Source organism: Streptosporangium sp. G12, from assembly GCF_052983175.1.
In genome coordinates, this window is the sequence record NZ_JBRIQO010000013.1 from 108,508 (window position 1) to 129,210 (window position 20,703).

The 20,703-nt window shown below is 71.5% G+C and carries 18 protein-coding genes; 2 read left to right on the forward strand and 16 right to left on the reverse strand.

Annotated features, from left to right (window positions below; translation table 11 throughout):
• Positions 1–6: 6 nt before the first annotated feature.
• Both ACVCAG_RS20810 and ACVCAG_RS20815 read right to left on the reverse strand, forming a co-directional pair.
• Positions 7–768: an ABC transporter permease gene (locus tag ACVCAG_RS20810; RefSeq protein WP_447190117.1), complete on the reverse strand. Its 762-nt coding sequence runs from the start codon at positions 766–768 to the stop codon at positions 7–9.
• A 52-nt stretch (positions 769–820) separates the two neighbouring features.
• Positions 821–1,798 (reverse strand): ABC transporter ATP-binding protein, encoded by a 978-nt coding sequence (locus ACVCAG_RS20815; protein WP_447190118.1) that lies wholly within the window; start codon positions 1,796–1,798, stop codon positions 821–823.
• A 364-nt stretch (positions 1,799–2,162) separates the two neighbouring features.
• Between ACVCAG_RS20815 and ACVCAG_RS20820 the strand changes: the two genes are divergently transcribed.
• Positions 2,163–2,873 carry a helix-turn-helix domain-containing protein gene (locus ACVCAG_RS20820; protein WP_440081481.1) on the forward strand — a complete coding sequence of 237 codons (711 nt, stop codon included), beginning with the start codon at positions 2,163–2,165 and terminating at the stop codon, positions 2,871–2,873.
• Here the strand turns inward: ACVCAG_RS20820 and ACVCAG_RS20825 are convergent.
• The 3 genes from ACVCAG_RS20825 to ACVCAG_RS20835 all read right to left on the reverse strand — a co-directional run bounded on the left by ACVCAG_RS20825 (position 2,855) and on the right by ACVCAG_RS20835 (position 5,058).
• Positions 2,855–3,427, reverse strand: coding sequence for a dihydrofolate reductase family protein (locus tag ACVCAG_RS20825; protein ID WP_440081482.1), 573 nt, complete (start codon positions 3,425–3,427; stop codon positions 2,855–2,857). The genes ACVCAG_RS20820 and ACVCAG_RS20825 overlap by 19 nt on opposite strands.
• Positions 3,428–3,696: 269 nt before the next feature.
• A complete protein-coding gene (locus tag ACVCAG_RS20830; protein ID WP_447190119.1) occupies positions 3,697–4,104 on the reverse strand; it encodes an NAD(P)-binding domain-containing protein in 408 nt (135 codons plus the stop codon).
• A gap of 3 nt (positions 4,105–4,107) precedes the next feature.
• Positions 4,108–5,058: an NAD(P)-dependent oxidoreductase gene (locus ACVCAG_RS20835; protein WP_447190120.1), complete on the reverse strand. Its 951-nt coding sequence runs from the start codon at positions 5,056–5,058 to the stop codon at positions 4,108–4,110.
• Positions 5,059–5,242: 184 nt separating this feature from the next.
• Here ACVCAG_RS20835 and ACVCAG_RS20840 point away from each other — a divergent pair, with 184 nt between their 5' ends.
• Entirely contained in the window at positions 5,243–5,578 is a 336-nt protein-coding gene (locus ACVCAG_RS20840; protein WP_440081487.1) for a winged helix-turn-helix transcriptional regulator, read from the forward strand.
• Positions 5,579–5,587: 9 nt separating this feature from the next.
• Here the strand turns inward: ACVCAG_RS20840 and ACVCAG_RS20845 are convergent, their stop codons facing one another.
• The 11 genes from ACVCAG_RS20845 to ACVCAG_RS20895 form a co-directional block, all read right to left on the reverse strand.
• The gene (locus ACVCAG_RS20845) at positions 5,588–7,573 is read right to left on the reverse strand and encodes an anthranilate synthase family protein (protein ID WP_447190121.1); all 1,986 of its coding nucleotides are present in this window, start codon (positions 7,571–7,573) and stop codon (positions 5,588–5,590) included.
• Positions 7,570–8,277, reverse strand: a complete 708-nt coding sequence (locus ACVCAG_RS20850; protein ID WP_440081490.1) for an isochorismatase family protein — start codon at positions 8,275–8,277, stop codon at positions 7,570–7,572. The genes ACVCAG_RS20845 and ACVCAG_RS20850 overlap by 4 nt, the downstream gene beginning before the upstream one ends.
• A 97-nt stretch (positions 8,278–8,374) precedes the next feature.
• Positions 8,375–9,145: a 2,3-dihydro-2,3-dihydroxybenzoate dehydrogenase gene (locus ACVCAG_RS20855; RefSeq protein WP_440081492.1), complete on the reverse strand. Its 771-nt coding sequence runs from the start codon at positions 9,143–9,145 to the stop codon at positions 8,375–8,377.
• A gap of 13 nt (positions 9,146–9,158) precedes the next feature.
• Positions 9,159–10,634 carry an amidohydrolase family protein gene (locus ACVCAG_RS20860; RefSeq protein WP_440081494.1) on the reverse strand — a complete coding sequence of 492 codons (1,476 nt, stop codon included), beginning with the start codon at positions 10,632–10,634 and terminating at the stop codon, positions 9,159–9,161.
• Positions 10,631–10,912, reverse strand: a complete 282-nt coding sequence (locus ACVCAG_RS20865; protein WP_440081496.1) for a phosphopantetheine-binding protein — start codon at positions 10,910–10,912, stop codon at positions 10,631–10,633. Before ACVCAG_RS20865 ends, ACVCAG_RS20860 begins: the two co-directional genes overlap by 4 nt.
• A 7-nt stretch (positions 10,913–10,919) precedes the next feature.
• Positions 10,920–12,626, reverse strand: a complete 1,707-nt coding sequence (locus ACVCAG_RS20870) for a (2,3-dihydroxybenzoyl)adenylate synthase (protein ID WP_447190122.1) — start codon at positions 12,624–12,626, stop codon at positions 10,920–10,922.
• On the reverse strand, positions 12,627–13,769 hold the full coding sequence (locus ACVCAG_RS20875) for a ketoacyl-ACP synthase III family protein (protein WP_447190123.1): 1,143 nt from the start codon (positions 13,767–13,769) through the stop codon (positions 12,627–12,629). It lies immediately after the preceding gene.
• Positions 13,766–15,112: a salicylate synthase gene (locus ACVCAG_RS20880; RefSeq protein ID WP_447190124.1), complete on the reverse strand. Its 1,347-nt coding sequence runs from the start codon at positions 15,110–15,112 to the stop codon at positions 13,766–13,768. The genes ACVCAG_RS20875 and ACVCAG_RS20880 overlap by 4 nt, the downstream gene beginning before the upstream one ends.
• Before the next feature lie 272 nt (positions 15,113–15,384).
• Complete coding sequence (locus ACVCAG_RS20885; RefSeq protein WP_440081500.1) at positions 15,385–15,990, reverse strand: response regulator; 606 nt, start codon at positions 15,988–15,990, stop codon at positions 15,385–15,387.
• Between the two features lie 289 nt (positions 15,991–16,279).
• A complete protein-coding gene (locus ACVCAG_RS20890) occupies positions 16,280–18,904 on the reverse strand; it encodes a histidine kinase (RefSeq protein ID WP_447190125.1) in 2,625 nt (874 codons plus the stop codon).
• A 263-nt stretch (positions 18,905–19,167) separates the two neighbouring features.
• Positions 19,168–20,703: a SagB family peptide dehydrogenase gene (locus ACVCAG_RS20895; protein ID WP_440081502.1), complete on the reverse strand. Its 1,536-nt coding sequence runs from the start codon at positions 20,701–20,703 to the stop codon at positions 19,168–19,170.

Below are 20,703 nucleotides of genomic sequence, written 5' to 3' on the forward strand. Positions count from 1 at the left end.
GGCCCCTCAGACGTGGATGTGTCGCCGGTACGTGGTCAGGGCCACCGCGACGCCCCCGGCGGTGAGCGCGGCCAGGTAGCCGACGTGGATCGCGGAGGTGAGGGGGGTGGCGGTGCCCAGGCTCAGGGTTCGGCACAGGTCGACGCCGTGCCACAGCGGCAGGACGTACGCCAGCGGGCGCAGCCAGTCGGGGAGCGTCTCGACGGCGAAGAAGGTCCCGGAGAACAGGTACATCGGCATCAGCACGAACCGGAACACCGTGTTGAGGGTGTTGAACGTCTCGACGGTCACCGTCCACGCCGCCAGCGGGGCCGCGAAGGCCATGCCGGTCAGCAGGGCGGCGGGCACGGTGAGGACGGCCCACGGGGAGCGGGTGGCGCCGAAGGCCGCCATCACCACGGCGAACGCCAGCGCGCTCGTCCCGATCCTGAACGCCATGAACAGCAGGTGCCCGGCCATGATGTCGCGGGGTTCCAGCGGGGTCGCGGCGGCCACCAGGTAGCCCTTGCCCTGTCTCAGGGAGCTGTGGACCACGAACGCCGCCTCGACGTAGGCGTTCTGCATCGCCGCGGCGGCCAGCATCCCGGGGGCGAAGAACTCCAGGTAGTTCAGGCCGCCCAGCGACGCGGGGTCCACCAGCTGTCCGAGCCCGGCGCCGATGGCCACCAGGAAGAGCAGCGGGTTCGCCACGCTGATGACGATGGTGCCCTTCCAGGAGCGGCGGTAGCGGAGCATCCACGAGGAGAACTCGCGAAGGAACATGGGCATGCGTCGTCCGCCTCGGTCCGTCAGGGTCAGGAACGTGGACATGTCGTCCGCCTCAGTCCGTCAGGGTCCGGCCGGACAGGCGCAGGAACACGTCCTCCAGCGTCGATCTCCGGACGAGGGCGGTGATCGGGGTCATCCGCGCGGCGGTGACCGCGGCCAGCGCCGCCTCGCCGTCGTGCGTGTAGACCAGCACCCGGTCCGGCAGGACCTCCACCCGCTCCCCCTCGCCGGGGCTGACCAGGTCCTGGAGCTTCTCCGCGGCCTGCTCGTGCTCGTCGATCCGGAACCTCAGCTCCAGGACCTCGCGCGTCGAGTGCCGGCGGATGAGCTCCCGGGGTGATCCCTCGTCCGCGATGAGCCCCTTGTCCATCACCACCAGGCGGTCGCACAGCTGCTCGGCCTCGTCCATGTAGTGGGTGGTGAGCAGCAGCGTCACCCCCTGCTGCTTCAGCCTGAACAGCCGGTCCCACAGCACGTGCCGCGCCTGCGGGTCGAGACCGGTGGTCGGCTCGTCGAGCAGGAGGATGTCCGGCTCGTTGATCAGGGAGCGGGCGATCGTCAGCCGACGCCGCATGCCGCCGGACAGCGCCCCCAGGCTCTCGCCCGCCTTCTCCTCCAGCTGCGCGAACTCCAGCAGGCGCTCCGCGCGCTCCCTGATCACGCGGCGGGACAGCCCGAAGTAGAGGCCGTACATCGTCAGGTTCTCGCGCACGGTGAGGTCGGGGTCCAGCACGTCGTCCTGCGGGACCACGCCCAGGCGCGCCCGGATCCTCCGGCCGTCGCGCGCGGGGTCCATGCCGAGGATGCGCAGGGTTCCCGCGGTGGCCGGGGAGACGCAGCCGAGCATGCGCATCGTCGAGGACTTGCCCGCCCCGTTCGGGCCGAGGAACCCGAAGGCCTCCCCCCGGTCGACGTGGAAGTCGATCCCGGCCACGGCCTGGAACCCGGTGCCTCGCCGGTCCCTGGGCGGGTACGTCTTCCTCAGCCCCTCCGCCTGGATCAGCGGTGCCGCACTGTCATCGCCCGCCATGGACACCTCGGCTCCCCAGCACGATCAGTCATGTTGCCTATAAATCACGGGATCTTCATGACGTGATTTTGCAAGAGATATCTCATCTTGCGCAATATATTTACGTGTCAGGCGGAACGATGCACGTCGAGGCGGACGTTCCGAAACGGCACTTCCGTGAGCGCCACCCACGCCCCGGACGGAGATCCGGCGCGCCGGTCAGGAACCCGCCGGCGACCCGGGGGCGTCGTCCGGCTCGCCGGCCTCCGGGACGACCGTCACGGCAGCCGGCTTCCGGCCGGTACGGGTTCGCGGTGAGGCGGGCGGCGGCCGGCACGACGGCGGCCCGGTCGGGCGTACGACGAACTGCGCCTATCCTTCTCCCGTGGCACTGCGGTTCGAGACTCGCGCGTCCGACTCACCCTGGGTCGACACCGTGTGGACCTGTGCGAGCGAGCGGGTCGCGGAGATGACCTCGGTGGCGACGGCGTGCTGGGGTCTGGTGTTCTGGGAGCTTGAGGGCACGGCGCACGCGAACATCTCCGGCCCTGAGACCAGGACCGGCACCGCGCCGGTGCCGGAGGGCGCGACCTTCGTCGGCATCGAGTTCGCGGTGGGCACCTGGCTCCGGGCCGTGCCCACGCCGACCCTGGTCGACAGTGGCGTCGAACTCCCCGACGCCACGCACAGGACCTTCCCGCTGGACGGTCTCCGTTGGGAGACGCCCGGCCCCGACGACGCCGAGGCCCTGGTCGACCGCCTTGTGCGCGCCGAGGCCGTGGTGCGTGACCCGCTCGTCGCCGAGGTCCGCCGAGGCCACCGTCCAGTGGTCTCGGAACGCACCGTCGAACGCCGGTTCCGCGCGGCGACCGGGATCACCCGGGGCGCCGTACGGCAGATCGAACGCGTCCGCAACGCTTCGGCGCTGCTGGCCGCCGGCACCCCGGTCGCCGATGTCGTCTCCAAGCTCGACTACTTCGACGAGCCGCACCTGGCTCGTGCGCTGCGCCGGTACGTCGGGCGTACGGCGCGACAACTCCGTGAGGGCACCGGCGGTGCGATCGCCCTGGATCTGGATCAGCCGACGACGTCGTAGATCATCTTGACGACACCGTTCGAGTAAACCTCGGACGCCCGGAGGCTCAGTGCCTGCTTGTCCCTGTCCGCCCTGCCGAACAGGCTCTTCCCGGCTCCGAGCAGCACCGGGAAGACGAGCAGGTTGTACCGGTCGATCAGACCCGCGTCCGACAGGCGCCGGGCGAGCTCCGCGCTCCCGTGGATGAAGATCGCGCCCCCCTCGCTCTTCTTGAGCTCGGCGACGTCCTCGGTCGAGCGCAGGATCGTTATCGGGCCCCATCCCTCGACGAGGGCGTCGTCGGGCAGCGTGGACGAGACCACGTACTTGGGCAGTTCCTTGTAGGCGGCGTGGTCCTCCGAGTCGGGCCAGACCGGCGCGAACAGCTCGTAGCTGTGGCGGCCGAACATCAGCGCCGTCGTGTCCTCGAGCTCCTCGCCCTTGAGTGAGAACGCCTCGGGCAGGAACTCGACGTCGGCCACCCAGCCACCGCCGCGGTGCCCCTCGCTCGGCGCGCCAGGGGAGTCCACGACGCCGTCGAGCGAGACGAACGCGGTATAGACCAGATCACGCATGTGCTGTTCTCCTCATTGCCGGGTGACGGGGCCACCAGGTAGATCGACAAGCGGATGGCAGTGCCGCGCCGACGCACCGGCGGCGGAATGCCCGCGCCCATGCTAGGAAGCGCCATCGCGGCCGTCTTGTACGAAAACGACGGCCCGAGGAGGTGGCGGACGACGCCACGACCGGGCAGTGGCCGACGCGGACCGGTGCCGGCGCCGGCCGCCCCGCACCCGGCTCGCCGAGGCCCTGGCGAGCCGGCACCGGGGGTGACGGCATCCGGTCAGAGGGCCGCCGGTCCCCCGATGGTCGGCGTCGGGGTCATGATGGCCCCGTCGAGATAGTCGACGCCGAGCTCGGCGGCCCACGCGGCCATCAGGCGGGCGCGTTCCGGCGTGTCGGCGGTGAGGTTGACCAGGGTGCGGCCCTTCAGCGCGTCGGCGGCCGGATCGACGATCGCCCGCACGGCGTCGTAGTCGATCACGCAGGCGATCGTCAGCGGGCTCGCCGCGACCGCGTCGGCCACCGTGTCCGCGCGGATCGCTCCCCGGGCGACGAGATCCTCGGCCCTGGCCGCCGTGCGGTTCCACACGGTCGTGGGATGGCCGTTCGCGAGGAACGCCCCGGCCAGCGCCCGGCCCATCGGCCCCAGGCCGAGAACCGTCACCGGGGTGGGGTGGTCGTGGGTCATGTCCTACTCCGATCCGATGTCGTGCGATCCGGCGTTCGCGCCCCTCGCGGAGTCCGTGCGAAGCAGGCCGATCAGGGCCGAGAGGTCGTCGTCGCCCCGGTTCGCGGCGACCCCCCGGTGGAGCAGCGTCCCCATGGGCTCCAGCAGTTCGGTGCTGACGCCCTGGTCCCTGCCGGCGTCCAGCAGGTTGACGAAGGCCTCCGCCTGCATCCCCAGGTTCGAGGCGGTGGCGGAGTGGTCGTTCGCGTCGTACGCCTTCGCCATCTCGGGAAGGCTTGTGATCATGGCGTTGAGCCACGAGACCACCAGCGGCGTGAACTCCGTCGCCGGGACCTTCTCGGAACCGACCATGGCGACGGCCTGGAAGAAGCCGCCGAACATCCCGTACATCGCGCTGAGCAGCGCGATGTCGTACAGGGCCGCCCGGCCCGCGTCCTCACCCAGGTGGGAGACGGTGCCCAGCGCCGACAGGGTCCGCTCGTGAGCGGCGAACGTCTCCGGCGACCCGCTGCAGAGGACGAGGGATCCGGGACTCCCGATCATCGGGGGCACCGCCATGATGCCGCCGTCCAGGTAGTCCGCTCCCCGCTCGGAGGCCCAGCGGGCCAGCTCGCGCGCCTGGCGGGGCGTGCCGTTGGTGAGGTTCACCAGGGTCCGGCCCGCCAGGAGGCCGGCAACGGTGCCGGGGGTGCCGGGGGTGCCGGAGCCCTCGGGGACGTCGAGGACGCCGGGCGCGCCGAGGACCTCGCGGACCGCGTCGTAGTCCAGCACGCAGACCACGACGATCGGGCTCGCGGCGACCGCCTCGGCGACGGTGGCCGCCTCGGTCGCGCCCCGCCCGGTGAGCTCTCCGCCCTTCCCCGCGGTACGGTTCCACACGGTCGTGGGGTGACCGGTGTCCAGGAAGGCCCCGGCCAGCGCCCTGCCCATCGCCCCCAGACCGATGACTGTCACCGGCGCCCGATCGTCGGTATTCATTTATCCCCCTATTTCATGCGGTGTCGGCACAAGAAGGTCCCAGTCCCGGATCCCCTCGTGACCCCGGCTGGGACGTTTCGATGCTGGCGTGCCGCTGAAATTTCCTCAAGTACCTACTATTTTGTCAGGTACTAACCTTTTCGTAAGTGTGGAGAGCGGGATGAAGAAACGGACCTACTCGTGCGGGCTCGACGCCGCCGTCGACGTCGTGGGCGGCAAGTGGAAGGCGCTGATCCTGTGGGCCCTCCACTCCGGGGCCCTCCGGTTCGGCGAGCTGAGCCGGAGCGTGTCGGGCATCAGCGAGAAGATGCTGATCCAGCAGCTCCGGGAGATGGAGTCGTACGGCCTGGTGCACCGCGAGGTCTATCACCAGGTTCCGCCGAAGGTGGAGTACTCGCTGACCGAGTTCGGCCACTCGCTCAACACCGCGCTCATCCCGCTCGGCGACTGGGGCGAGATCCACATGGAGACCATCGAGGCCCTCCCCCGCCCCTGAGCGCGCGTCTCACCGGGAGGGCCCGGCCCCGGACGGGACGGCACGCTCGGCGTGCGCCAGCAGGTCGCCGAGGACCTCGCCGAGGATCTCCACGCCGTTGCGGGTCAGCACCGACGCGGGGTGGAACTGCACCGAGACGAAGCCGGGCCCGCGCAGCGCGTGGACCTCGCCGCTCGACGCCTCCCTGAACACCTCGACCGTGCCCTCGCGCTCCCGGCAGGGGAACCGGTCGGCGGAGCTGCGGGCGGTGAAGGTGTTGTAGAAGCCCACCAGCTCCGTCCGCCCCAGGAAATCGATCTTCCGCTGCACGCCCTGGTTGGGGAACGGGTTGCGGCCGATCTCCAGCCCGAGCAGCGTGCTGAGCACCTGGTGGCCGAGACAGACCGACAGGAAGGGGATGCCCAGCTCCAGCAGGCGCCGCGTCGCGTCCCGGAGATGGTCGATCTTGAAATCGTCGTGGTCCCTCGGGTCTCCCGGACCCGGGCCGACGATGACCAGGTCGTGCTCCTCCAGCCGGTAGTCCTCGTCGAACCGGCGCACGCTGACCTCGCACCCCAGCGCGGCGAGCTGATGTCTGGCCATCGCGGTGAAGGTGTCCTCGGCGTCGATCACCAGCACCCTGCGGCCGACCAGCCTGGGCACGAGGTGCCTGCGGTTGTCCGGGCCCTCGAACCAGAAGCCGGCGAGCGGCGCGTTCCGCTCGATCAGTGCCCGCCGTATTCGCGGGTGGGTGCCCATGTCCGCCACCGGGGCGGGGGCGCCGACGTCGCCTCCCGGCGCGTGGCGCAGCGCCTCCAGCAGCCCCGCGGCCTTCGTCCGGGTCTCCTCCGCCTCGGAGGCCGGGTCGGAGTCGCGGACCAGCGTGGCGCCGACGGCGATCCGCATCCGGCCCGCCGCGTCGATGTCGGCGGTACGGATGACGATCGCGGAGTCCAGCGCCCGGCCGCCCGCCTCGTCCCGGCCGATCAGCGCGACCATGCCCGCGTAGTAGTCCCGGCCCTCCGGCTCGTAGCGGCTGATCACCCGGCAGGCGCTCTCCAGCGGGCCGCCGGTGACCGTGGGCGCGAACATGGTCTCCCGCAGGATGTCCCGCACGTCCAGCGAGCTGCGCCCCTCGATCAGGTACTCGGTGTGCGCCAGGCGCGCCATCTGCTTGAGGTACGGGCCCACCGTGCGGCCACCGAGGTCGCACACCCGGCCCATCATCTTCAGTTCCTCGTCGAGCACCATGTAGAGCTCGTTCGCCTCCTTGCTGTCGGACAGGAAGCCCAGCACCCCGCGCACCTCGGGTCCCTCCGCCGGGTACCGGTAGGTGCCGCTGATCGGGTTCATCACCACGGTGCCCGCGTCGAGGCTGATGTGCCGCTCGGGCGAGGCGCCGACGAAGGTACGCCCGCCGGTGTGGATCACGAAGGTCCAGTGGCAGCCGGGGTCCCTGCCGAGCAGCCGCCGGAAGAACGCCAGCGCCGTGCGGGTCGACCAGTTGGTGATGTCGGCGGAGAACGACCGCTTGATGACGAAGTTCGCGCCCGTTCCCCGGCCGATCTCCTCGGAGAGCACCCGGCGCACGGTGGCCGCGTACTCCTCGTCGTCGGAGTCGAAGTCGCCCTCGCCCAGCTCGATCGGCCCGTCGGGGAGCCGGTCGAGGACCTCGCCCATCGGCAGCACGGCCTGGTCGACGACGGTCATCGCGAGCAGCGGGGCCTCGTCGTCGGGGAACGCGTACCCGCGCTCGCCGATCTGGCGGTACGGCAACATCGCGAGCACCTCGTGCCGGGCACCGGCACCTCGGCGGGCGTCGTCATCGGGCGGCAGCGGGATGTCCGCGATGCGGCCGACCTCGGTGGTCTCCCCGATGAGCAGGTCGAGCCGGTCCGCCCCGGTCGAGCCCGGACGGTGCAGCAGGGCGAACGGGGGCGCCTGCGGGCCGAGGATCCGGTCGAGCAGGAGCGTCCCGGCCGCCTCGGTCGTCGCCGCGGTCGTCGCCGCGGTCATCGTCCCGCTCCTTCCAGCGCCGCCTCGTCCAGGACCGTCGCGTCCGGCGCGGCCCCGTCGGCGGCAGCCCCGTTCAGCATCGCCAGCGCGGACCGGGTGGACAGCGTCACCGAGCACCTCGACGCCGCGTAGTCCAGCGCCTGCCGATGGTACTCCCGCGAGAAGTCGGCCACCGCGTCCGCCACCACGAACGTCTGGATGTCCTGGGAGAACCCCTCGTGGGCGGTCATCAGGATTCCGACGTGGGCGTACACACCGCAGATCACCAGCTGGTCGCGGCCCCTCTCGCGCAACAGGTCGAGCAGGCCGGTACGGCAGAACGCGCTGGGCCGCCACTTGGTGAACACGACGTCGGGGCCGAACGGGGCCAGCCGATCGATGATCATCCGGTGTTCCGGGGCGGAGCTCATCCCCGCGCCCCAGAAGTCCTTGAGCAGGCCGCGCTGCTCGTCGGTCATCCCGCCGGGCTGGGCGGTGTAGACGACCGGCGCGCCGAGCGTGGCGAAGCGCGCCCGCAGCGTCGCGACGTTCTCCACCAGGTCGGTCGTGGGGGCCTGCCCGCGCGGGAACGGGCTCAGGAAGTAGTTCTGCATGTCGTGGACGAGCAGCACCGCGCGATCGGGATCGATGGTCCAGCGCGCGATGTTCTCCGGCAGCTCGTCCTCGGTCGGCATGGGATAGGACTCGATCGCCGGGATCGCCATGGCGTGCCTCCGCTCTTCGTCAAGTCTCTTCGTGACGTCTCTTCGTGGGGTTCCGGGCTCCGGGGCCGGCCGGGCTCCCGGCCGGGCGGGGTCGTGCTCAGTTGCCGAGGGCGGCGCCGCCGTCGACCGTGAGGTCCTGCAGGGTGATGTGCGCGGCACGGTCGGAGAGCAGGAACAGCACCGCGTCGGCGACGTCGGCGGGCCGCGCCAGCCGCCCCATCGGGATGCCGACCCTGAAGGTCTCCGGCGCGCCCTCGATGGAGACCCGCGGCGCGTCGTCTCCGGCCCACAGCGAGGTCAGCATCGGCGTGTCGGTGGAGCCGGGGGCGACCACGTTGCACCGGATGCCGTGCTGGGCGAGCTCCAGCCCCAGGCACTTGGTGAAGCTGCTCGCCGCGGCCTTGGACGCCGCGTAGGCGGCCATGTTCCAGCGCGGCGTCCTGGCCGCGTTGGAGGCCAGCGTGACGATCGCCCCGGCCCTCCGGGGGATCATCCGGTTGGCCACCGCCCTGCTGACGTGGAACACGCCGGTCGCGTTGACCGCGAACGTGGTGTCCCAGTCGTCGTCGGTGAGCGCGGCTCCCGCGCCGACGCGCAGCACCCCGGCGGCGTTGACCAGGTAGCCGATCGGCCCCAGCTCGCGTTCCGCCCGCTCGACCACGATGTCCACCTCGGCGCTGGAGGTCACGTCCACGACGAAACCCCGGACGCGGTGCCCGGCCTCGGCGAGTTCCTTGACGAGCGGGTTCAGTGCCTCGGCGTTCGCGTCCACCGCCGCGACGGCGACGCCCTCGGCGGCCAGCGCCCGCACCACCGCCTCGCCGATACCGCCTGCCGCCCCGGTGACCAGGGCCGTCCTGTCATGCATCGGTGATACCTCCTCATCGGCGTGCCGCACGGGTCAGCGTGGCGACCAGATCGGGGTCGACACCGAGGCAGCGCACAGAGAAGGCGCCGAGTGCCTCGATGTAGTCGGCTTCGAGCTCGTCCTCGTCGAGACCGGTGGCCTTGCCGCCCTCCACCAGCGTCCGGCCCGCGACGATCACGGTGTCCACGTCCGTCGAGCCGCCGAGCGCGAGGAAGCTCTCCAGGGGGCGCGGGTTGAGCAGGTAGCGCCAGTCGTCGGCGGGGACCAGCAGCAGGTCCGCCTGCTTGCCCGCCTCGATGCTGCCGATCTCTCCCGCCCAGTCCAGCCCCCTGGCCGGGAGCCGGGTGGCCATCGCCAGCGCGTCGGTCGGCAGCACCTCGGTCGGGTCGGCGTACATCTCGTTGTAGATCTGCCAGGTGACCCGCATGGCCTCGGCCATGCCGCCGACCGGCAGCGCGGCGCCGTCGGTGGACAGCGAGACGTCCAGCCCGGCGCGCCGGAACTCCGGCATCGCCCGGGTCTCGGTCAGCGAGGACTCCCCCGCCGGGCCGTACTTCGCCGGCGAGTGGCTGATGTGCGCGTTCGCCGCGACGAGCATCTCGCGTTCCTCGTCGTCGGCGAACGCGCAGTGCACCGCCATGAACCGGTCGGAGAGCAGGCCGAGCTCGGCGAACCTGCGCACCGGGGTCGTGCCGTAGTAGCTCCGCGTCACCTCGGCCTCGTTGCGCAGCGCGCCGACGTGTGTCGCGAACGGCACGTCGTACCTGGCGACGAGTTCGGCGAAACCGGTGCCGAGCTCGCCGGTCATGTTGACCCCGTAGACCGAGGTCGGCCGCGCCCGTACCAGCCCGCTCGTGTCCCCCGCGCAGTCGCGCAGCAGGTCCTCGATCCGCCGCAGCACCACGTCGGCGTCGCGGGTCCTGCGGAACCGCGACTCGCCGGGGGCGCACACCGCGTCGCTCGCCCAGGTGCTGACCACACAGCGCATGCCGAGGTGGCGGGCGGCCGAGGCCAGCGCCTCGGGCCGGTTGAACGAGCCCACGTCCCCGAGGGTGGTCGCGCCGGAGCGCAGCTGGGTCCACATCGAGTATCGGGCGATGGCCTCGGCCTCGTCCGGGGTGAGCCGGTCGATCTGGTCGTGGAAGGAGTCGAAGACCACCGAGATCTGCCGGACGTCGCCGCCCAGCGCCATGAACGCGGGCTTGTCGTCGCGGTCGGCGGCGGGCCGCAGCGCCCCCTTGAAGGGGAACCGCATGGCGAACAGGTCGTGCCAGTGCGCGTTGACGAAGCCGGGCAGGATCATCTTCCCCCGGGCGTCGATCGTGCGCAGGTCCTCGCGCCGCCGGGGCTCCATGGCGGCCTCGACCTCCGCGGTGGTCCCGGCGGCGACGATCCGCTCGCCCTCGACGAGCACGGCGCCGTCGGGGACGACGCGCGCCCCGGCGTCGGCCGGGTAGAGGCAGCCGCCGCGGATCAGCAGCGCGCTCATCCGACGGCCTCCCCCGATTTCACCTGCCGGGCCTCCCAGGCCGCGCGCAGGTGCCGCTGCCACGCGTCGACGGTCGGCTCGGCGGCGAGCTCGCCGAACTCCACGGCGACGCCCTGGCGACGCCATCGGGTGACGAGCCGCATCATCTCCAGGGATCCCAGCCCGAGGAAGACGAGGTTGGCGTCGCCGGTGATCTCGCCGGGCTCGGTGCCGACGATCGTCGCGACGGTCTGCCGCAGGTCGTCGGCCGTGGGCGGTGTTGAGATATCGCGTTCCATGTCCGGTTCACCTTTCCTGGTGGTCGGGGGTGGGTTCCGCGGGCGCCCACCGGCGGGACAGTGCCGGGTCCTTCGCCGCGGCGGCGAGCACCTTCTTGTCGATCTTGCCGAGCGGGGTCAGCGGGAAGTCGTCGACGAACTCCACGCGGTCCGGCAGCTTGAACTCGGCCAGCCCGCGCTCGTGCAGCGCCCGCTTCAGCTCGGCCGGCGCCGGTCTCTCGCCCCGCTCGCCCCGGTGGACGACGAACGCGTAGATCCGCTCGCCGAGGAACTCGTCGGGGACCGGGACGACCGCCGCCCTGGCGACCGACGGGTGGGTGAGCAGGTGGCCCTCCACCTCTCCGGCCGCGATCTTGTCTCCGCCGCGGATCACCACGTCCTTCAGCCGTCCCTCGATGACCAGGTTCCCCTCGGCGGTCAGCCGGGCCAGGTCACCGGTGCGGTAGAAGCCGTCCTCGGTGAAGGCCCGCCGGTTGTGCTCCTCGGCGCGGTAGTAGCCGCGCAGGGTGTACGGGCCACGGGTGAGCAGCTCGCCGGTGGCCCCCGGGGGCACCTCGGCGTCCCGCTCGTCGACGATCCGCACCTCGTCGGCCGGTGAGATCGGCCGCCCCTGGGTGTTCACGACGGACCCGGGGTCGTCGCCCTTCCTGGACATGGAGAGCATTCCCTCGGCCATGCCGAACACCTGCTGGAGGCGGCAGCCCAGCTCGGGCTCGATCCGCGCGGCCAGCTCAGGCTGGAGTCTGGCCCCGCCGATCTGCAGCACGCGCAGGCTGGACAGGTCCGCCTCGGCCCACGCCACCTCCTCCAGCCAGAGCTGCGCCACGGTGGGGACGACCGAGGTGATGGTGACCTTCTCCCGCTCGATCGCGCGGAAGCAGTCCTCCGCGACCGGGCTCTCGGCGAGCACGACCGTGCCGCCGGAGCCGAGCGTGCCGACGACCCCCGGGCAGCCCCAGGTGAAGTTGAACTCCACCGGCAGCGCGGCCAGGTAGACGTCGTCCGCGCCGAGCTCGCAGAGCTCGGCCACCGCCCTGGTCTGGTACGCGTAGTCGTCGTGCGTGCGCGGGATCAGCTTGGGCAGCGCGGTGGTCCCGCCGGAGAGCAGGAAGAACGCCACGTCCGACGGGTCGCTCCCGGGGAGCGGGACCGGGTCGGCGTCCACCCGCGAGAGCGGGATCACCGCGGCGGCCGCGGCGGTCTCGTCGCCGCTCCTCTCGCCCTCCTCGCCGGTCTCCCCGTCCAGGACGAAGATCCGGCGCAGGCTCGGCACCTCGCCGGCCATCCGCAGGGCGAGCGCGGTGTGGTCGAACCCGCGGTGGACGCCGGGGACGACGTATCCGGACGCGCCGGACAGCTCGCACAGGTGCCCGATCTCGTTGGCCCGGTGCGACGCCAGGGAGAACACCGGCTTGGCGCCCACCCTGAAGAGCGCGAAGGCCACGATGACGAACTCGGGGACGTTGGGCAGCTGCAGGACGATCCGGTCACCGGGCTCGATCCCGAGCCGGTGGAAACCCGCCGCCATCCGGTCGACCCGGTTCTCCAGGTCCCGGTAGGACAGTCGCAGCCTTCCGCCGACCAGTGCCGTACCGTCTCCGAACGCGCGGGCCCAGGTCCGCGGGAGGTCGCCGAGGCGTTCCCCGCGCCAGAGTCCCTCGCGCCGGTAACGGGCGGCGAACTCCTCGGGCCATGGCGTGCATCCGTCAAGCATCTACCGGCCTCCGTTCTCCGGCTCGCGGTTCCCGGGCTCGTGGTTCTCGTTCTGGGGGTCGTGCCGCAGGGGCTCGTGATTCTCGGGCTCGTGGTTCTGGAGCTCGGGGTTCCCGGGCTCGTACGGGGCGACGATCTCCACGACCGCGCAGCCGGCCTCCATGCCGGGGGCGCTGCCGATGAGCAGCACGTGGTCGCCGGGAGCGACCTGCCCGCTCGTCCACAGGTGCTCCAGGCCGATGAACGGGTCGGCGGCGCCGGCGTGCCCGACCCCCCGGGTGAAGTCCCACAGGCCCCGGTCCGCGTCGATCTCCAGGGGGTCGAGGAACATGCCCTCCAGGGAGCCCCGCGCGAAGCCGGTGTGGCAGACGCGGGTGACCTTCTCCATGGAGATCCCGGCCTCCGCCAGCGTCCGCCCGGCCGCCTCGGCGACGCACTCGCCGAAGTGCCCCATCGGGGGCGCCTTCCCCTCCGCCCACTGCCGTCGCCAGTAGTCGCTGCGCTCCTCGAAGTTCAGCGAGCGGCCGACGGTGATGCCGGGCGGGAAGAGCACCTCCCCGCCGCGGTGCAGCTCCTCCATCCCGGGATTGGAGACCGTCCCGAAGGCCAGCACCCGGGCGAAGCCGCCGCGCCGCGAGACCACCGCGGCGCCGCCGCCGTCCGCGAGCAGGAACATCCTGGAGGCCCGCCACCGGTCCACCAGCGGGGTGGAGAAGTTGTCCCCGGCGGTCAGCAGCACGGCGTCCTTGTCACGGTCGGCGATCAGCCGGTGCGCGGCCATCTCAAGGCTCGCGATCATGCCGAGGCAGCCCTGCCTGACCTCCAGCGCGGTGATCGGCCGGTTCAGCGTCCTGCGCAGCACGTAGTGCGGCGCCGACCAGCCGTCCGGCCCCTGGTGGTAGCTGTCGCTGTGCAGCAGCGCGCCGAAGTCGTCCGGCTCGTGCCCCGACCGGCGCAGCGCGACCAGGGCCGCGCGGGCCGCCATCTCCGGGGCCGGCGTCTCGCCGGCCACCATCACGGCCTCCATCCCGGAGGCCTCGCGGTCGGCCCGGTCGTACCAGGACTCCCGGACCGCGTGCTCGGTGGTCACCACGGGGGGCAGGTAGGCGCCCACCCCGGCGAGGTAGATGTCGTCGACCCTCATCGCGCACTCCCCTCGACGGCGGGGACCAGGTAGCGCGCGACGCTGTCGAGCTTCTCGCAGGTCTCCTCGAACTCCCGCTCGGGAGTGGACTGCCCGACGATGCCGGCCCCGGCGCGCAGCCAGGTGCGGCCGTCCTTGCGGTAGGCGCTGCGCAGCACGAGTGCCGCGTCCATCTCGCCGGTGTGGTCGACGGTCAGCACGGCCCCGCTGTACAGGCCGCGCGACTCGGGCTCGTGCCTGCGGATCGAGGTGTAAGCGGCCTCCTTCGGCACGCCGGACGCGGTCACGGCGGGGAAGACCGCGCCGAAGGCGTCCCACGCCCTGAAGCCGGGAGCGAGCCTGCCGGACACCTGGGAGGCCAGGTGCTGGACGCTGCCGCGCTCACGGATCGCCATGAACTCCGGCACCTCGACCGATCCGGGCACGCAGACGTCGACGAGCTCGTCGGTGCCGACCTTCACCGAGATCGCGTGCTCGTAGATCTCCTTGGCGGAGGCCAGGAGGTCGGCGCGCAGGCTCTCGTTCTCGAGCAGGTCAGAGGTGAGCGCCCTGGTCCCGGCCAGCGGCTGGCTGACCACGTGGCCGTCCGCGGACACCTTGACCACGATCTCCGGGCTGAACCCGGCCGTCTCCACGCCACCGAGGTTGAGCAGGAACGACCGCGCGGGGTTGTTGCCCCGGCGCCCGGCCAGGTAGGTGGCGATCAGGTCGATGTCCTCGTCGACGTCGACGACCCGCGACAGGATGACCTTGTTCAGGTCGCCCTGGTTGATCTCCTCGACCGCGAGCTTCACCGCGAGGCGGTACGCGTCCTCGCCGAGTTCGCGCACGTCCAACGGCTTCGGCGCTCCGTCGGGGGTCTCCGCGGGGCTGGAGATCGTCTCCAGCAGCGCGGTCAGCGTCTCCTGGTCGGCGGCGCGGAGGTGGGCGTGGCCGTCCTCGATGCGGACCTCGGCCTTCGGTACCACGAGGTGCAGCAGCCGGCCGTCACCGACGTGGTCCAGCTTCCCCTCCTTGGCGTAGGAGAGCTCGAAGGTCGCCCAGCCGTACGCGCGCCAGGCGGGGACCTTCACGGTGTCGAGCAGCCGGGCCACCTGGCGCAGGGGCCGGTCGCTCCAGGGCAGGACGACGTCGGGCTCGTCCTCCTGGACCAGCCGGGCGCCGTTGCGGTCCAGCGTGACCTCGGCCCGGGCTCCCCCCGCGTAGGACCACTTCCCTCCGCTCTCGTACACGACGTACGCCGCGTGCAGGCCGGAGCCGGCGAGCCTGGCCGCGATCCGCGGCGGCTCCTCGGAGAGGGGGATCCGCGTCTCGAAGTAGTGCAGCCACCTGTTGGAACTCATCTGCGGGCATCCTTTCCCGGCCGGGGGAAGTACGTGACGAACAGCGGCCGACGCTTTTGTTACCAGCAATTACGCTATGCCGGTAACAAAATCAGGACAATGGGCCCGCGATAAGACATCCTTCTCAGGATGCGAAGACGGAACGGCGAGAACGGAACGACGGACCCGAAAGGATCGGGAGGCCGAGGAGGCCGAGGAGGCCGAGGAGGCCGAGGAGGCCGGGAAGGACAGGAAGGACAGGGAGGACGGGGAGGACGCGAGGTCCCGCCCGGTCAGATCCAGCCGGCCTCGGTGGCGATGCGGATGGCGTCCACCCGGTTCCTGGCGTTCAGCTTGGTGACTATCTTCGTGAGGTAGTTGCGCACGGTCCCGACGGAGACGTGCATGACGGCCGCGATCTCCGGCGGCTCGGCGCCGCCCGCGGCCAGCCTCAGGACCTGGACCTCACGTCCGGACAGCGGGTTCTCCCCGACGTCCCACGCGGTCAGCGCGAGCTGCGGGTCGACGATGCGACGCCCCGCGGCCACCTCGCGGACCGCCTGGGCGAGGCGTTCCGAGGGCGTGTCCTTGAGGAGGAAGCCGGACACCGACACCGAGAGGGCGCGGCGAAGCGTGCCGGGCCGTCCCAGGCCCGTCAGGATCAGCGTCCGGCACGTGGGCAGCTTCGCGTGCAGCTCCTCCGCCGCGGAAAGACCGTCGAGCACGGGCAGGTCGACGTCGATGATCGCGACGTCGGGACGCGTCTCGAGCGCGACGGGCACGATCCTGTCCCCGCTGCCGACCTGTGCCACCACCGTCAGGTCGGACTCGATGTCCAGCAGGGCGGCCAGCGCCCCGCGCACCATGGGCACATCCTCGGCGAGGAGGATCTTCAGCACAGCGGCGCTCCCGTTCGGACGTCGGCTCCGGGACGAGAACCGACGACCGGGGGCCCCGGGCGCCCCTGCGGCCGATCCCACGGGCGGCGCCGGAAGCGGCGCCGGGAGCGATCCCGCGAGCGACTCTGCGAGGCGATTCTCGTCCACATACGCCTCGCCACCATTCGATCGAACGACTGGACCAACCGATCTTGCCCCGAATAGTACCCAGTCAATTGAATTTGGCAATGCCGCAGAATTCTGACATTCACTTACTCGCATTTGTCAGCCGAAAAAAGCTCCGGCCGTATCACCCATCATGGCCGTCCGTTCTCCGCGCGCCTCTCGATATATCTGCAGACATATCTTCCGGCATGTCTCCCCGAGCGTCCCGCGACGCGTCCCCCAACGCCTGCACACGGGGAACGAGGGCGGCGCCGGGAGCGATGACGACCAGCCGGAACGCCCCGTCGGCGACCTCGGCCGCCAGCCGCCCGCCGACGGCGCGCAGCCGTGCCGCCAGGTCCCCCAGCCCGGAATCGTCGCGGACGGCCGGAAGCACCTCCGGCGGCGCCCCGTCGTTGGTCACGCACAGCCGCACCCCGCCCGCTTCCAGGACCACCTCGATCGTGCACCGCCGCGCGTCGCTGTGCCGCAGCACGTTCGTGGCCGCCTCACGCAACACGACCGCGAGCAGCGCGTCCAGCTCCCCGAGAACCAGGTCCGCGGGAACGCTCACCCCGGTGTCGATTCCCGCGGCGGCGAGCGTGGAGACCGACGAGTCCACCTCCGCGTCGAACGACATGTGCCGGTACCCGCTGGCCACCGCCCGGACATCCGCGACCGCCCGCCGTGCGATCTCCAGCACCTCCGCCACCTCGGTCTTCGCCCGCTCCGCGGACCTCGGCAGCAGCCGGTGCGCCAGCTCGCTCTTGACGATCATCACCGACAGCTCGTGCCCCAGCAGCGCGTGCAGCTCCCGCGCCACCCGCAACCGCTCCTGGGTCACCGCCATCCGCGCCAGCTCCCCCCGCGTCCGGTCCACCTGCGCCACCAGGTCCGACAGCGAGCTGATGCCGAAGACCACCAGCCCGGTCAGGAGCGTGGAGATCACCAGATACGCGGTCCACTCCGCCACGTCGCCCTGGAGCACGGACAGCAGCATCACCCCCGCGCCGACGGCCGCGTACAGCACCCACCGCCAGCGGCCGCCCACCAGCAGCAGGACCGCCCCCGCGAGGAAACCGCCCATCGAACCCCACGGCGCGCCGACCCACAGCAGCGGCAGGGCCGTGGCGACCGCCTGCACCGCCAGGGTCACCTTCCTGAGCCACCCCGGCCACGACCGGGGCTCCCCCAGGGAGTGGACGATCTGCACGCCGACCAGCACGGCCACGCACGCGGCGAATCCGATCAGCCCGACCGGGTGCGGCCGCTCCGCCAGCACGTTGACCACGATGAGGACGCCGTAACCCGACAGCACCAGCACGGCGATGAAGCGCGCCACCCGCAGGTGCCACGTCCGCGCCGTGGCCCTGACCGGCGGCCGGTCGCCCGGTGTTCCCGGCCGCACGTGCTCCTCCTCCGGCGCTCCGGGCACCTTGACCGTCCCGGGCGTGCCGGGGGTCCCGGGCCTGCCCGGCACCCCGGGTTCCTCGGACGTCTCCGGCGCGTCGGGCGTCCTGGTCACCTCGGGCGCGCCGGGGACCTCGGAGCCCTCCGCGACCGGTGCCACCGGCGGGGCCTCGACCGGGGCCTCCGCCGTCAGCTGGAACCACTCACCGTCGACCGTGACCGACAACCGTCCCCCCGCGGCCTCCAGCCGGCCCGTGAGATTCCCCAGTCCCGTACCGGTCTCGAACGAGCGCGTCCCCAGCTCCGGCTCGACCCCGTCGTTGCCGACCCGCAGCCGCGCCCAGCCGTCCTCCACCCCCGCCTCGATCTCGCAGCGCTGCGCCTTGCTGTGCCGCAGCACGTTGGTGACCGCCTCCCTCAGCACGATCGCCAGCACGGTGTCCAGCGCCTCGGGCAGGCCCTCTCGCGAGACGGCCACGCCCACCCGTATCTCGGCGACCGACAGCATCGACTCCGCCGACTCGGCCTCCGCCGTCAGCGACATGGGGAGATACCCGCCCGCCACCACCCGCACCTCCGCCAGCGCGCGGCGGGCGACCACCAGGACGTCCCGGAGTTCCTGCCGCGCCCGGTCGGCCGCCCCCGGCAGCAGCCGGTACGCCAGCTCGCTCTTCAGGGTCATCGCCGACACGTTGTAGCCCAGCAGGTCGTGCAGGTCCCGCGCCACCCGCAGCCGCTCCCGCGCCACCGCCATCCGCGCGAACTCCCCCCGCGCCGCGTAGAGCACCTTCACCAGAGACGCCAGCGAGCTGACCCCGTACACCATCAACCCGGTCAGCAGGGTGAAGTAGACGCTGTAGACGACGTCCAACGCCAGCAGGTTCGCCTCCCGGAGCGCGAGCAGCGCGCCGACACCGGCGGCGACGGCGAAGAAGAGCCCCCAGCGCCCCGGCCCCGCCACCACCAGCAGCATGGACCCGGCGAGGAACCCCGCGATGGATCCCGCCTGCGGACCGACCCACGCGAACGGCAGGAAGGTGGCGACGGCCTGTACCGACAGCGTGAGAGCCCGGACCGGCGCGGGCCAGCTCAGCGCGTCCCGCGTCGAATGCGCGAGTTGCAGGACCAGCGCGACGAACAGGCAGCCGGCGAAACCCAGCAGGTCGGGACCCGGCAGACCGCTTCCCCACACGAACATCAGCGCGTTGAACACGTAGCCGTACAGGACGGCGACGATGATCACACGGGCCATTCTGGGGGCGGCCAGCCCGCCCACCCCGTGCCGGGTCCTAAGGCGTGACCTGTGCAGCGACCTGGCGAATCCGCGCCGGCGCTGCGGCGGGCCGGCGTTCACCGTCATCGACCGTCTCCTCCAAAGCCCGACCGGTGGTCCTTCCCCGTCAGCCCGACGCCCCGAAACAATCTATATCAGCTGAATAAGCTTAGATAGGCCCGTCCGCGTGGCTCCAGGGGAATCAACGGGTGCACGCGGCGGAAAAACCACGTGTCATAGTCGTGCGGCACGATTCACGCGCGTCCGGCGGGTGGGACGCGGCGTGTTCACGCGGCTCCCGCCGCGCGCATCCTCACACATTCATGAAATGCCAAAAAAGGAAGTCCAACTTACGTGATTTCCGCCCTTGCTCGAAGAACCCACTCGGCGTCATTCACCGCGTACCGCCCGGAAAAGCGGCTCGGCTCGCGGCCGGGACGGTGGCCGACGACGAACCCGCCGACACTCGACTCGACACGCCAGTCGAGGCCGAAAACGCGTCCCGTCACCTCGATGTCGCCGCTGTCCAGCCTGCACGCCGCCAGCCCCATGGCCGTACTGACCAGGGAGAGCGTCTGCGTCAGCGCTCCGACGTTCTTGAGCACCAGCGAGTAGCTCAGCCCGTTGTACTTCCGCGACAGCCTGCGGAAGCGCGCGGTGATGGTCAGCAGGACGGGCGGCGTCGCGTCCAGGTTCGCCGCCACCTTGCCCGTCTCCAGCAGCTCGTCCACGTCCGCCGGGGTGGACTCGATCGGCTCCAGCCGGTGCCGCAGCGGGTCGTAGTGGTAGACGCCCCGGGGGACGCCGGCGCACCTGTCCACCGTGGCGTACAGCTCGAGCTCGTAGGAGCCGCCGCTGCTCGGGTAGGGGCGATCGCTCGTCGAGGTCGTCGAGGTCTCGTCCGGGGAGCCGACCAGGGACCGGACCCTGGCCGTCCGGTACAGGAGCTCCCCGAGCTCGTCGGCCGTCAGCTGTCTCTCACCGTAGTGCCGGGTGTGCCGGCTCGCCTCGACGACCGTGGTCAGCGGCGGATCCGCCGCGAGCAGCTCGCCCCACTTCGGCCGGGGCAGCGCGACGGGAGCCCGCTCCCGCCCCGGATCGGCGAAAACCCGCGCGGGCTCCGGCTTCACGACGGGCTCGACGCTCCACTGGTCTCCCATCGGGTACGTCGCCCCGAAGTCGTGGTCGTGCCTGCCCAGGGTGGACCGGGTGTGGAACATGAGATCGACGGGAGTCCAGGCCACGAGAGCGGGGTCGACGTCCTCCTCGAACACCATCGGCTGGAAGGGGTCCTCCTCCACGGCCTGCACCACCATCCCCGCCGCCATCAGATAGTCGACCACGGGCCGGCGGTCCCGCTCGATCGCCGACGGGACGACCGGGCGGATCAGCGACCCGACACCGGACATGGCCTCGGCCCGGTGCAGGATGACCCGGTGCAGCGACAGCGGGGACTCGACGTGGTAGTTGTTCCCGTCGGTTCTGATCAGCGCGAACCTGGACAGGCGGACCGGGTGGAGCGGGGGGACCTCCGGCAGCCGGAACCGTGCCCGCTGGGCGAGCGGGATCACCGACATCAGCGGCTGCTCGGGGTCGAAGCCGAAGGAACGCACCACGAGGTGCTGGAGACCGTCGAGGATCGCGTCGAGCTCCCGCCGCTCGGCGTCCTCGCGGATGACGTTGTCGAGCGAGGTGGGCCCCAGGCTCATCCGGCGCATCGCCTCCAGCACGGTGGATCCGGGGTATCGCAGGACCACGTCCTCCCAGCGGCTGTGGAGCACCACGGTTCCGCCGTACGGGTCCGGTTCGACGTACACGTCCTCCCGGAACGACCACTGGGGGAATATCTGGAGCACATCGGTATCGCTGCCTTGGCCTCCGACCAT